This is a genomic window from Alteromonas sp. BL110, from assembly GCF_003443615.1.
Taxonomy (GTDB): domain Bacteria; phylum Pseudomonadota; class Gammaproteobacteria; order Enterobacterales; family Alteromonadaceae; genus Alteromonas.
Genome location: NZ_CP031967.1, coordinates 2,408,219 through 2,421,456 on the forward strand (window position 1 = coordinate 2,408,219; position 13,238 = coordinate 2,421,456).

A 13,238-nucleotide genomic window follows, 5' to 3' on the forward strand; every position below is an offset into this window, starting at 1 on the left:
TTTGACTGCGGCATTATAAAGGTAGACGGGCTACAGAAAAAAGTCGCAGAAATTGACATATATCAACCCCGCGAGGAATTTGCGCGTAATTTACAGAAACCTGACCAGTTAGTCTAGTAAAATCTTGACCAACTGGTCTAAATTAATGAAATTTAACCAAGAGAGAGGTAAAAGCCCGCTAGCGCGGCACTCATCAAGTTAGATAACGTTGCAGCAATAACAGCTTTTAACCCCAGTCGCGCAATTTCTTTTCTGCGTGTTGGTGCCATAGCACCAATTCCACCCATCAAAATAGCGATAGAAGAGAAGTTTGCAAAACCACAAAGTGCAAAGGTGATAATGGCCTGAGATGCTTCAGATAGCTGTGATTGGTTTTCTAAGAAGTTAAGATAGGCAACAAACTCGTTGACCACCATCTTCTGACCAATGAAGCTACCTGCAAGTTGTGCTTCCTCCCATGGTACGCCGATTGCCCATGCGAGAGGTTGAAGTACATAACCCAGGATCCCTTCAAACGTAACGTTTTCATAGCCAAATAGCGCTGCCGTCCAGCCAATAAGGCCGTTGAACATAGCAATCAACGCTATGAAAGCGAGTAGCATGGCGCCTACATTTAACGCAAGCTGCATGCCTGATGCTGCGCCACTGGCTGCAGCATCAAAAACATTGGCGTAGCCGGTATCTTCCGCATCTACGTCATGTAAATCTTCATTTGGTTTAGTGGTTTCCGGCAAGATGATTTTTGCCATCAACAATCCACCTGGCGCAGCCATAAAGCTTGCTGCTAACAAGTATTTAAGATCAACGCCCATGCCTGCATACCCAGCCATCACAGAGCCTGCTATTGATGCCAGGCCGCCTACCATAATGGCAAACAACTCAGAGCGCGTCATGTGTGGAATGAAAGGGCGAACTACTAGAGGCGCTTCTGTTTGACCAACAAAGATGTTAGCGGCTGAAGACATAGATTCAGGGCGACTGGTACCCAGCGCCTTTTGTAAGAAGCCACCGATAACCTTAATGATAACTCCCATCACTTTAAGGTGATAGAGCACTGCGATAAGGGCTGAGAAAAAGACAATAACAGGAAGTACGTTAAAAGCAAAAATGAATGCAATCGATTTGTCGCCAATAGGGCCAAACAGGAAGTTAATACCTTCTTGGCTATAAGCAATAATGTTAGCAACGAACTTAGTTGCACTTAACAATACTTCTTTACCTGGTTCAGAATACAGGACAAACGCGCCAACTGATGCTTGAATAGCAAATGCGCCACCGACGGTGCGCCAATTTATATTGCGTTTCGCCGATGATAATGCGAAGGCAATACCCAGAAGGACTGCAATGCCCAGTAAACTTACCATAGTAATGTTCCCTTAAAGAAGCGCTTGCTGAATGTGTGATTTGATCACATCTAATGCAATTTGGTTTTTGCCACCTTGCGTCACTACTACGTCGGCAGTGAAGCGGCTAGGTTCGATAAATTGATGATACATAGGCTTAACAGTTTCTTCGTACTGTTTTGCCACCGACTCAATACTACGACCACGTTCTTTCAGGTCGCGCATCATTCGGCGCATCAAACAAATATCAAGAGGGGTATCGATAAAGATTTTTACATCGTACAGGGGAAGTAAATCGGTACGCGCAAGCAACATAATACCTTCAAGTATAATTACCGGTGCGGGGTTCAAGCGCTCAGTTTCAGGTAAACGTGTGTGCGTTTTATAGCAATAATGCGGATAGTCAATAGGTTGACCATCACGCAATGCTTGCAAGTGTGCTTTCAATAGCTCGTGTTCAAATGCGTTTGGATGATCGTAGTTGTTCTTCTCACGCTGTTCCATGGGAAGGTGATCTTGTGCGCGGTAGTAGTGATCTTCGCGCAGCACTTGAACAGGGCGGCCTTGAGCACTGAAGCCGTTAAACAAATTTTTTGTAAAAAGAGACTTCCCAGAGCCAGAAGCCCCAGAAATGGCAATAATTAGTGGCGATTGCATAGTACTATAAAGCTGGTTTTGTTGGTGCAAAGATACGCGTTTAGGCCTCGCGAATCAATGTTATATTCACAAGTTCTCACTTTTGGGCGCGGTCTTTGCTAGAACTTTATTGTATTTTCAAGGTATTGCGGGCGGTTTTTTAAACTCATATAGGATACAAAAAAGTTCTCCAACTGGTCAGTTTTTAATTAGTTACCAATAATTTCGATATCCTCTTCTTTTATCGGTGGTAATGCATAAGAGTGTTGCTTTGAACGTGAACCCTCTCCCTGAGCTCGAGGTGGGTAATACTTCTCTTTTTCTTCATTGTAAGACAAGAATAACTCATCAAGGGCGGCTCTTATTTCACTTAACGTCTTGTCTAGGTTTGCGTTGAAGTCGGGTCGCTTTCTTTTCGTATGACCTAACTCAATAAGACGCCCAAAACTTTTATTTGCCAATATAAGCAATTCAGAAGGTACATCCTTGTGCGGGGGAAGTGGGTTATCTGGAAAATCGATACAATATCTGACTAAAGCAGTGTAAAAGCATAATGGCTTGTTTTGAAGCGTAACTACTTTATCGTCTATACCGTTAGAAATGGTTTTGTCTTTTAAATTAATAATAAGCCTGGGAGTTGGGGGAGTTACTTCTTCAAACTCTCTACGAGCCTTTCTCGTTTTAGTCGAAATAACAAACAGAGGAGCAATAACCAAGGACGCGAATAAAGCGGTCCAACTAAAAGTTAAGACACTTAACGGTGTCCGACTTCGCAGTTTCACAATAATGTCTTGCTCAGCATTTATGAAGCGCGAAGATATTTCACTGGTGTATTGGGTGAAATCTTCTGAATTCGTTTCTACACCTTGAATACTTTTCACAAGAATAGGGAAGTCTTTTTGTTTTAGTGTGCTGTTTAACCTTTGCATGTATCGGTAAATAGCGAGTTGGTTAACCGGCGTGTTAAGTGTTTTATTTCCAACGTCTAGAAAGGCGCTATCCAAACTAATTCGTCTTTGAACGTTATCAAGCGCTCGATGGATAGAAGACTGATAGGAAAAATATTGTGCGGTTAACGCTACGCATTGTAACGCTAATATTAATGTTAGAGCATGCAGAGCAACCAGAGGAGGGGACTTAAAGAGAACCTTTTTATTACTCATTAGTTACACCCCTTTTCTAATGTTATAGTTTTGTAATAAGGTCTGGGATGTGACATTGCTATATCATGTACAACCGATTGCATAGCACAAAATAGGTCAGTATTTTGCGTTTGCATTTTCAAAAACCACTGCATCCCGCTTACGCTCTCTAATAATGGTGTGGCGTAATTTCGCGAAAACCTTTCCTTATCTTCTTCAGCCCAGTAAGAAGATATAATGTCTACATCACCGGCGAGCAAAGCGCGTCTCAACTCTTGATGAGAGCTGAAATAAACAATATCAACATTATTGTCACTTAGACCTAAGTTTTGCATTACAGTCTTCGGAACAATATGTCCCGAGCGACTGCTAGGATAATCTAAAAGGCCGATGCGTTTTCCTAAAAGGTATTCTTTTGAAAGGTCTGGTCTCTCTCTTAAGGCAATGAAAAATGCCGAATAATTAGGATGCGACGCAATTTTAGTTAAGCCATAAATCTGATCCGCTCCAAATGCATCAACTACATTGCTTTTCACTAATGCTAAATCAACAACGCCATGATTTATATAACGAAAAGTGTCGTAATCACTTTGACCAATAGTTATCTTAACTTCACCGTATTGGCGTTTGATAGTTTGGTCATTACATAGCTTTTCTTTTGCCATCTCCGCAATTCTACCGTCCGTCACATAAACAGAGAAAACATCAGAATTCCCTGCAAGATCTGTCTTGCAGCTCATATTTTGTCCAGTTTGAGGAGCTATATCAGCGTATGAGACCGAATGTCGGATATAGTTTACCGTGCCGCAAATAATCGAGGCAATAACAAAAACTATCCATTTTCCGGAGGTTACAATTCTGAAATTCGTCAAAAAAACGACCAAATGAATTAACGATTTATAGTGTAATTTCATCAGTTAAGGTTATTTATTGCAATAGGTAAATTTATTTTAAAAGTCTATGTGTTTAATTTTTATGTTATTTTTATAGGTAAACCTGATTTTTGTTAAACTCTGTTTATTAGATGTATATCTGTCAAGAATAGAGTCAGCTAATCGAAATGAGTAATCAAAAATAATAATAAATAAATTAACTTGACCATATGGTCAAGAAATAACTTGAAAACTCAGTAGCCTCGGGCGATTGCTATTAAACAAAAATGTAAAACTGTAATAAAACTGACACGAATGTTTACGACAATTTGTCATGTTCAGGTTTAAGCGCGGGAAAGATGTGCTATTTTTGCACTACACTAGACCGTGTAAAAAAAGAATTTTAAACAAAAAGGGAAACACACACATGAGCTCATCAGCTAAATTCAGTCGCATTGCGGCTGCGGTTGCGCTGTCAATCGGTTTGTCGACCACTGCTATGGCGCAAGAAACGTCATCTGCAATGGAAGGCCGCATCCTTACCCCTACAGGTGCACCTGCTGCGGGAACATCTGTTACTGTTATTCACGAACCTACTGGTTCTGCACGTGAAGTGATAGTAGGCGAAAATGGCGCTTTCAACCTTCGCGGCCTTCGCGTTGGCGGTCCTTATAGAATCGTTATCGACTCAGACGAGTACCAAGATACCACTATCGACAGCGTGTTCTTAGAGCTAGGTAACCCATTTGGCGTTAACCTTACACTAGAAGACGCAAGCGATATCGAGGTTATTTCGGTAAGCGGCAGTGCACTTACTGCATCAGCGTTTGGCGCCACAGGCCCACAAACGGTATTCAACTTAGAAACGTTAGAAAATACACCTGCTATTAACCGTAGCATTGGTGATATCGTACGTGTTGACCCTCGTGTTTTCGTTGACGAAAGCTCAAACGACTCGATTAGCTGCGGTGGTGGTAGCCCGCGTAACAACAGTTTGACCCTAGATGGTATTCGCATGAATGACAACTTCGGTCTAAACAGTAACGGCTTCCCGACTGAACGTATGCCTTTCTCTTACGACGCTATTCAGCAGGTAGCAGTTGAACTTGCACCTTTCGACGTTGAGTATGGTGGTTTTACTGCCTGTAATATCAATGCGGTAACAAAGTCTGGTACTAATGAAGTTCACGGTGGTGTTTTCTACGATTTCACGTCTGATTCATACCGTGGTGATGAAGTTGATAGCGAAGAACGTGACAACGGTAACTACACTGAAAAACGCTACGGCTTCAATGTTGGACTTCCTTTAATTAAAGATAGCCTTTTCCTTTTTGCAGCGTATGAAAAGCTTGAAGGTGTTCAGCTTTATGATTACAACGCCTTGGGCAATCGTGTAACTCAAGATGAAATTGATCGCGTAACTGAAATTTCACAGCGTGTATACGGTTATGACGCTGGCGGTACGCCGGGTTCACAGCCAGTTGAAGATGAAAAAATTCTCATTAAACTTGACTGGAACATTAATGCTGACCATCGCGCTTCATTAGTTTATAACTGGAACGATGGTTTCAGTGTAAGCCAGTCTGATGGTAGTTCAACTAACCTATCTCTTAGCAATCACTTTTACGAGCGTGGTTCTGAGCTTACAACAATCGTTGGTTCACTATATTCAAATTGGACTGACGACTTCTCGACAGAGCTTCGTATTGGTCACACTGACCTAGATAACCGTCAGCAATCTCTTGATGCATCATCTGGTTTCGCTGAAGCGCAAATTGAAACAGATAGTGGCGGTCGCATTTACATCGGTCCAGATGACTCACGTCAATCTAACGACCTTAACTATGAAGTTTTTAACTTCAAGCTTGCTGGTACTTATTTCTGGGGTGAACACGAAATTACAGCTGGTGTTGAATACGAAGAAACTGACGTATTTAACTTGTTTATGCAGCACACTGTAGGTGAATACCGCTTTACTAGTATCGAAAACTTCGAAGCTGGCCTAGTTGACCGTATTTACTACAATAACTCAGCGGGTACTAACAATCCAGCGGATGCCGGCGCATCATTTGCGTTCGACGTAACGACTTTCTACATTCAAGACGAGTTCTTCCTAACGGATGACCTTAAAATTATGGCGGGTCTTCGTTACGATACATATGGTTCTGATGATACTCCTCGTTTAAACGAAAACTTCACAGAGCGTTACGGTTTTGCTAACACAGCAAACGTAGACGGTATTGACCTTCTACAACCACGTTTTGGTTTTACTTATACAATGAGTGACGCACTTGAGCTTCGCGGTGGTATTGGTCTGTACTCAGGCGGCAACCCGAACGTTTGGATTTCAAACGCGTACTCTAATGATGGTGTGACTAACATCGGTACCCGTGAATTCCAAATCGACGGCTTCGAAAGTGGAACAACTTCGTTATTTGATTTAGCGCTTACTGGCGAAGGTCGTCCAATCTTTGACGTACCGCAAGAGTTGTTTGACGAAGTAGCAAATACTAGCCTTACAGACGGCGACGGTAACACTAACGCAACAGATCCTGACTTTGAAATCCCATCAGAGTGGAAATATGCGTTAGGCTTCACTTATGTAACTGAAAACGATTATCTAATTAACGCTGACGTGATCTATACCGATCGTCAAGATTCAGCAATTGTTAGAGATGCGAACATCGTTTACAACGGTGAGAACCGCTTTGACGGCCGTCCAGTTTACGGCTTTGTAGACGCGGGCCGTAACGAAACATCGGATTTCGTTCTAGGTAATGTAGATTCAAGCGATGACGGTAGCTCACTTGTACTTTCAGTTGGCGTAAGCAAAGAGTGGGATAATGGCCTAGACATGGCTGCATCATACGCGTATGTTGACGCTGAAGATGCTAACCCGATGACTAGCGCGGTTGCTTACTCTAACTACACGAACTTCGCAACAATCGATCCTAATAGTCCATCTGCAGCAACATCTGACTACGCTGTTGGCAACCGTTTTAACTTCTCACTAGGCTATACTGCTGAGTTCTTTGACGGTTATGCAACGCGTTTCAACTTGTTCGCAACAGCTAACGAAGGTAAGCCTTTCTCGTACGTTTACAGCAATAACTCAGCATTCCCATGGGATGGTGCGTTTGCTCGCCAGCTTATTTATATTCCGGAGCTAAACGATGCGAATGTAGTATTTGTCGACCAGACTAATAGTGATGGTGACGTACTACAGACAGCAGAAGAAGCAGAAAGACTGTTTAATCGTTGGGTTGACAACAATGGTTTTGAGCGCGGTGAAATCCTAGAGCGTAACAGTGAATCTGCTGATTGGTGGTTTAAAGCTGACGTGCGTATTTCTCAAGAGCTTCCTGGTTTCTATGAAGGTCATTCTGCAAGTGCATTCTTCATTATTGAAAACGTAACCAACCTTATCAATGACCAATGGGGTGTTTTCCGCGAGGGTTCATTTGTAGGTGATGAAGTATTAGATGCTAGCTTCAACGATGCTGGTCAATACGAGTACAGTGCGTTCTCAACGCCTGAACAAAGTGTTTCTCGCGGTCCTTCTCTTTGGGAAATCCGCGTAGGTGTTAACTACCGCTTCTAAGAAGTAGTAAACGCTAACTATAATCTGTAGTGTTAGGTGCCACTTTCCTTAACAGGAAGTGGCACTTTTTTATGCCTGCGATTTATCTCACATACAAGCTACTAATCGATTGACGTGTTCGCTTTTGATCTAAGCCCCTCCAAAACAAGAACTAACTGACGAGAAAACTTTTAAATGCTCGCAAGGAGGGCTTATGACAAAACGTATGCTAATGGTAATGACGTCTCACGAAATTATGGGTGATACGGGTAAAAAAACTGGCATGTGGTTAGAAGAGTTCGCAGCGCCATATTACGCATTTAAAGACCAAGGCTATACAATTACACTAGCATCGCCGATGGGCGGGCAGGTGCCTATTGACCCCAATAGCCTTGCCGATGACGCGATGACAGACGACGCGATACGATATACAAAAGATGAGCTAGCGCGCAGTGCTATCGCATCGACTATACCGCTAGAAGACGTGCGAGCCGATGAGTTCGACGCCGTATTTTATCCAGGTGGTCATGGTCCCTTGTGGGACCTGTCTGACAACGCCCATTCAATTAAATTAATTGAAGATACCATTGCGGCGAATAAACCTGTTGGTGCAGTGTGCCACGCTCCAATCGTGCTTAAGGACGTTAAAACTCCAAATGGTAATTACTTAGTTGACGGCAAACAAGTAACGGGGTTCTCAAACAGTGAAGAGGCTGCAATGGACCTTACCGATGTAGTGCCTTATCTGGTTGAAGATGAGCTAGTTAAAAAGGGCGGTAAATACGAAAGTGCGGATGATTTCGCCGTAAAAGTGTGTACCGATGGTTTATTGGTAACAGGCCAAAACCCACCGTCTTCACGTCCGGCAGCAGATGCACTAATTAAACTAATTTCTTAATGATTAGATTTAGTGCTATTTATTGCAAACGCCCCTTCAAATAAGGGGCGTTTTCATATAATAGTTAAAAACTAGCCTGAAGTCTTAAGTTCACTGTTCGACCAAGTGGATCGTACAATGCGTCATCGTAACCGCGCCATACACCTGGATCGTATTCAATCAATTCGTCTGTAACGTTGTTGATACCCGCCGACATTAATAGATGTTCGTTGACTTGATATGAAACCGTTACGTTATGTTTAAAATAGTTATCTGCATACTGGTAAGAATCATAATACGTATCACCATGAGAGCCTATAAATAGTGTTCTCCAAGATGCAGTCCATTGATCGCCATCGTTCCAATCTAGCGTTACGTTCCCTCTATTATCTGGGTAGAACAGTTCCCCCGACCATTCAATGCCTTGCTCTTCATAGCTTATTACATGTGAAAGCTCTAGGTTCACGCCGAATTCACCAATTGAGGTGGGGACGCGATAATCAGCCGTTAAGTCTAGCCCGCTCGTTTTTACCTCAGCGTAGTTTGTGTAGCCAGAGGTAATAGATAATATTTGTCCATTGCTGCCGCGTACGATATTACTTGATGTACCATCAAGGTCTGCCGCAATTAAATCATCAACGTCAATATCTTCAATCTTGTTTTCATAGTCGTACTGATAGTATGACAGCTCAACAGAGAAGTCGTCGGTTACGTCATACACAAGACCTAAGGTCAAAGACTCTGAATTTTCAGGCTTTAAGTTAGGGTTACCACCGTAGTAGGTTAGGTGCTGTTGTGTGGTAGAGCAGTAACTAGTATCAGAAGCGGCATTACCTTGAGTATCACAGTAATACGTATCGTAAGCTGATGGGAAGCTATAGGAAATTGACGCAAACATTTCGCTCATTGTTGGCGTTCTGAAAGCTTCACCCCAACTGGCGCGAAGCAATAATGAGTCCGACGGTCGCCAGCTAATGCCTAGTTTAGGTACAGTATCAGAGAAGTCTGCTGTGCTAATCTCAGCGCCGGTATCCCCCTCAAGCTCGTAACCGTCATAGCGAAGAGCACCTGAGATCTCTACATCGTGCGGAAGCTCAACTGCCACTTCAGTAAAATATGACTGGCGCTTACGCGTTGCATAGACATCATCGCCGCCCGAGCCACCTGAAATGAAACCCAAACCTGATTCAGGGTCAGATATTTGTTCAAAATCTAAGTGTGAATATTCGGCACCAACAACTGCACTAACTCGCATAAAATCGTTTGCGAATACTTCGCCTGAGATGCTTGCATCAATAATGTCACGTTTTTGTGTAGACTGATAAGTACCCGTATGCCGTGCTAGGTCTAAAAGTTCTGCGTTGTAGCTAGACCAGTCTTCTGTGCTCAAGCCTTGAACGTTAAAAAGATCTAACTGCTCTGTATCAATAAGGTCTTGCACAACGGTGTCATTCACTAAGTTATAGTTAAAAACTTCTTCTTTGGCATTTGTGCGCTGATAGTTTATCTGCCAATCCCAATCGTTTCCTGCAAAGCTTGAATAGCCTTCTAGCCCGGTAACTAACTCAAACGTGGTTTTTTCTGTGGTGGTGTCACGGGTGCCAAGACTGGCCGTTCTGAAGTAAATATTGCCGTCTTCGCCATACGGGTTCATTGCGTTGTCTGAATCTATAGTTACAGAAGACGTAGATACAGGAGTAGCGGCATAGCGAGTGTCGGTTGATGTTTGTTGCGCAGAGAAACGACTGTTAAATGTAATTGAGTCGGTAAGCTCATAAGCAACCTTGGTCAGGATAGAGTTCTTTTCAGATGCACCATACAACCATGTAGAGTTACCGTAATAGTATCCGCAACGATCAGATTCAATGGATGTATCGGTAACGTCACCACATAGCTCGGTGTTGTATGTGTAGCTATCAGCACTGTCACCTAAGAAGTTAGCTACTGGACTGTAGAGTGAATAGCTGCCGTCGGCGAAGTCGCCGTTTACCGCAACATCGGCAACTTCTTGGGTATTGGCGTGTTCTGCAATAAAGACTATGCTGCCTTTGTCGCTGGTTAGGCCTGCAGCAAAGTTATATTGACTGCTATTGCCACCATCTACACCTGGATCTTCAAAGTTATAGCCAAATTCAACACCATCAAATTCTTTCTTAGTAATGATATTGATTACACCCGCAACAGCGTCAGAACCATAAATTGCAGAGGCGCCATCTCGTAATATTTCTATGCGTTCAACAATAGACATGGGGATCATAGACATATCAGATGACGAGCCACCGTCGTAACCTAAGCCAGGTAACCTGCGACCATCCATCAGTACCAATGTAGCGCCTGCGCCTAAGCCGCGCAGGTTTACCTCACTTGAAGCCGCAGCACCGCCACCATAGCCTGATTGCCCTCTAAAAGAGCCAAACGTGTTTATTGACGAGTTGCGTAAAACGTCTGCAACAGTAGTGTCTCCCGATAGCTTAATTGATTCCGCTGTAATCACCGTCACTGGTGAAACTGATTCTAAATCAACGCGCTTAATGTGAGATCCTGTAACCTGGATTTTCTCAATGGGAGCTTCAGTATTCTCTTCAGTCGTTTGAGCGTAAGCAGAAAGCGATGTTGTAACTCCCATAACACTGGTTATTAACAAGCTTTGCTTTACCGCTAAACTAAGTCTTTTATTCTTAAACATCTTAAATTCCCCGTTCCATCACTTGACGTAAAAACGAAAAGTGAAAGGTGATTATTATAAATTTTTGACAGATGTAATTTGTCGAAAGAATTAAGCCTTTTGTCGGGGGGATAATCAATTTTAGCCAATGATCATTTGTTTATTATTGACAGTATTTACTTTGTGCTTACATTGCTAGAAATAATATTTACACTGCTATACGTAAACGCAATTTGAGAACTTGAACTTGGTTCGAAAGAAAAACGCCTAAGTTCGATTTGGTTTTTAACTGTATGTTTTTGTAAGTTATAATTTACGTTTGATTTACTTTGCTTTGCACAAAAAGTACGGAAGGTTTGTTACTTTAATGAGGTGTGTTTATTTGTATCTCCCTGGTACAAATTCCCTTGCCGCTAATATTTATTAGCGGCTTTTTTATTGCGCAATAGTTAATTTGAATTAGTTACACATTTTCAAATAAATCTTCAACTCGCTGTCTTAATTCTTCAATTTTTGTCACGTCAGCAGGGGCAATAAAAATTGTGTCGTCACCTGCAATTGTCCCTAATACGCCATCTTTTTTACTTAATGAATCAAGTAGACGTGCAATAAGCTGTGCTGCACCTGGACTTGTTCTAATGATAACCATGACATTGTTGTGAACAATATCTAACACCAACTGTTTGAGCGGGCTTTTTGCGGTAGGCATACCTAATTCAGGAGGCAGACAGTAAACCATGTCTCCTCTGGCATTTCGGGTTCGTACCGCGCCAAACTTACTTAGCATTCTAGAAATTTTGGATTGGCTGATGTTGTCAAAACCTTGTGCTTTCAAAGCGTCAACAATCTCGCCCTGCGAACCATAATTTTCCGCTTTTAGAATTTCTTTAAAAGCTTTGATGAGTTGCTCTTGTTTTGCGTTTGCCATTAGCGCTCTTTTCTTCTTTGAGTGTTATCGTTAGGAATTGTATTTAGTATGCGCATATTGTGCCGTACAGGTAGACTTTGCGCAATTTCTTTGCATAATCATTCATGATAATGAATATCGTATAAAAATCGCCATAAATAACGTTAATAAGACGATCCGGTGATTGAGTTTTCCCCCGCGTTGCATTAGTGTGACGTTCCGTTTAAATACGTGAAGTAATCCCATAGGAGAAATGGTATGAAAGTAGCCGTGTTAGGTGCTGCCGGTGGTATTGGTCAGGCGCTGTCTTTGTTGTTGAAAACACAATTGCCAGCAGGTTCAGATTTAGCGCTTTACGACGTTGCGCCAGTTGTTCCCGGTGTTGCCGTTGATTTGAGCCACATCCCCACAGCGGTAAAAGTAACCGGTCACGGTAAAGATGACCTAGCTGATGCACTTACTGGAGCAGACGTAGTTCTTATTCCAGCGGGTATGCCTCGTAAGCCAGGTATGGATCGTTCTGATCTGTTCAACATCAACGCCGGCATTGTTAAAAACCTAATTGAAGGTGTAGCTGATAACTGCCCGAACGCGTGTGTTGGTATCATCACTAACCCAGTTAACACTACTGTTGCTATTGCAGCTGAAACGCTTAAAGCTAAAGGCGTTTACGACAAGAACAAGCTTTTCGGTGTAACGACACTTGACGTTATCCGTGCTGAAACTTTCGTTGCTGAACTTAAAGACGTAGACGTATCTTCTGTGCATGTACCAGTAATCGGTGGTCACTCTGGTACAACTATCCTTCCTCTTCTTTCACAAGTTGAAGGCGTAGAGTTTACAGACGAAGAAGTATCTAGCCTAACTACTCGTATCCAAAATGCGGGTACTGAAGTTGTTGAAGCGAAAGCTGGCGGCGGCTCTGCAACCCTTTCAATGGGTCAAGCAGCAGCACGTTTCTGTCTGTCTCTAGTTGCAGCAATGCAAGGTGAGAACGTTGTTGAGTATACTTACGTACAAACTGACGACAGCGACGACGCGGCATTCTTCGCACACCCAGTACGCCTTGGCGCAAACGGTGTTGAAGAAATCTTGCCATACGGCGAGCTAAGCGCGTTTGAAGAAAAAGCGAAAAACGACATGCTTGAAGGCCTACGTGGCGACATCAAGCTAGGCGTTGACTTCGTAAACGGCTAATAGCGCTTAAAGCGGATGC

The 13,238-nt window shown here is 42.8% G+C and carries 9 protein-coding genes; 3 read left to right on the top strand and 6 right to left on the bottom strand.

What is annotated here, in order from left to right; translation table 11 throughout:
- Positions 1-152: 152 nt before the first annotated feature.
- The 4 genes from D1814_RS10465 to D1814_RS10480 all read right to left on the bottom strand — a co-directional run bounded on the left by D1814_RS10465 (position 153) and on the right by D1814_RS10480 (position 4,035).
- Positions 153-1,364 (bottom strand): NupC/NupG family nucleoside CNT transporter, encoded by a 1,212-nt coding sequence (locus D1814_RS10465; protein WP_118492010.1) that lies wholly within the window; start codon positions 1,362-1,364, stop codon positions 153-155.
- Positions 1,365-1,376: 12 nt separating this feature from the next.
- Complete coding sequence (gene udk / locus D1814_RS10470) at positions 1,377-2,000, bottom strand: uridine kinase (protein ID WP_014950808.1); 624 nt, start codon at positions 1,998-2,000, stop codon at positions 1,377-1,379.
- 188 nt (positions 2,001-2,188) lie between these two features.
- Positions 2,189-3,142 (bottom strand): hypothetical protein, encoded by a 954-nt coding sequence (locus D1814_RS10475; RefSeq protein WP_118492012.1) that lies wholly within the window; start codon positions 3,140-3,142, stop codon positions 2,189-2,191.
- Positions 3,142-4,035: a PhnD/SsuA/transferrin family substrate-binding protein gene (locus tag D1814_RS10480; RefSeq protein ID WP_118492014.1), complete on the bottom strand. Its 894-nt coding sequence runs from the start codon at positions 4,033-4,035 to the stop codon at positions 3,142-3,144. The genes D1814_RS10475 and D1814_RS10480 overlap by 1 nt, the downstream gene beginning before the upstream one ends.
- A 385-nt stretch (positions 4,036-4,420) precedes the next feature.
- On the opposite strand from D1814_RS10480, the gene D1814_RS10485 reads away from it, so the two are divergent.
- Both D1814_RS10485 and D1814_RS10490 read left to right on the top strand, forming a co-directional pair.
- Complete coding sequence (locus D1814_RS10485) at positions 4,421-7,594, top strand: TonB-dependent receptor (RefSeq protein ID WP_118492016.1); 3,174 nt, start codon at positions 4,421-4,423, stop codon at positions 7,592-7,594.
- A gap of 193 nt (positions 7,595-7,787) precedes the next feature.
- Positions 7,788-8,471 carry a type 1 glutamine amidotransferase domain-containing protein gene (locus D1814_RS10490; protein WP_118492018.1) on the top strand — a complete coding sequence of 228 codons (684 nt, stop codon included), beginning with the start codon at positions 7,788-7,790 and terminating at the stop codon, positions 8,469-8,471.
- A gap of 64 nt (positions 8,472-8,535) precedes the next feature.
- Here D1814_RS10490 and D1814_RS10495 read toward each other — a convergent pair whose 3' ends face one another.
- Positions 8,536-11,136 (bottom strand): TonB-dependent receptor, encoded by a 2,601-nt coding sequence (locus tag D1814_RS10495; protein ID WP_118492020.1) that lies wholly within the window; start codon positions 11,134-11,136, stop codon positions 8,536-8,538.
- Positions 11,137-11,578: 442 nt separating this feature from the next.
- Positions 11,579-12,043 carry a transcriptional regulator ArgR gene (gene argR, locus D1814_RS10500; protein WP_118492021.1) on the bottom strand — a complete coding sequence of 155 codons (465 nt, stop codon included), beginning with the start codon at positions 12,041-12,043 and terminating at the stop codon, positions 11,579-11,581.
- Between the two features lie 237 nt (positions 12,044-12,280).
- Between argR and mdh the strand changes: the two genes are divergently transcribed.
- Positions 12,281-13,219 carry a malate dehydrogenase gene (gene mdh / locus D1814_RS10505; RefSeq protein WP_015068149.1) on the top strand — a complete coding sequence of 313 codons (939 nt, stop codon included), beginning with the start codon at positions 12,281-12,283 and terminating at the stop codon, positions 13,217-13,219.
- The last annotated feature ends 19 nt before the right edge of the window (positions 13,220-13,238 follow it).

Excerpts from the sequence above, each read along its gene's own strand:
- D1814_RS10485 (WP_118492016.1), top strand. The coding sequence starts at position 4,421 with ATGAGCTCATCAGCTAAATTCAGTCGCATTGCGGCTGCGGTTGCGCTG.
- D1814_RS10465 (WP_118492010.1), bottom strand. The coding sequence starts at position 1,364 with ATGGTAAGTTTACTGGGCATTGCAGTCCTTCTGGGTATTGCCTTCGCA.
- D1814_RS10475 (WP_118492012.1), bottom strand. The coding sequence starts at position 3,142 with ATGAGTAATAAAAAGGTTCTCTTTAAGTCCCCTCCTCTGGTTGCTCTG.
- mdh (WP_015068149.1), top strand. The coding sequence starts at position 12,281 with ATGAAAGTAGCCGTGTTAGGTGCTGCCGGTGGTATTGGTCAGGCGCTG.
- argR (WP_118492021.1), bottom strand. The coding sequence starts at position 12,043 with ATGGCAAACGCAAAACAAGAGCAACTCATCAAAGCTTTTAAAGAAATT.
- D1814_RS10490 (WP_118492018.1), top strand. The coding sequence starts at position 7,788 with ATGACAAAACGTATGCTAATGGTAATGACGTCTCACGAAATTATGGGT.
- D1814_RS10495 (WP_118492020.1), bottom strand. The coding sequence starts at position 11,136 with ATGTTTAAGAATAAAAGACTTAGTTTAGCGGTAAAGCAAAGCTTGTTA.
- D1814_RS10480 (WP_118492014.1), bottom strand. The coding sequence starts at position 4,035 with ATGAAATTACACTATAAATCGTTAATTCATTTGGTCGTTTTTTTGACG.
- udk (WP_014950808.1), bottom strand. The coding sequence starts at position 2,000 with ATGCAATCGCCACTAATTATTGCCATTTCTGGGGCTTCTGGCTCTGGG.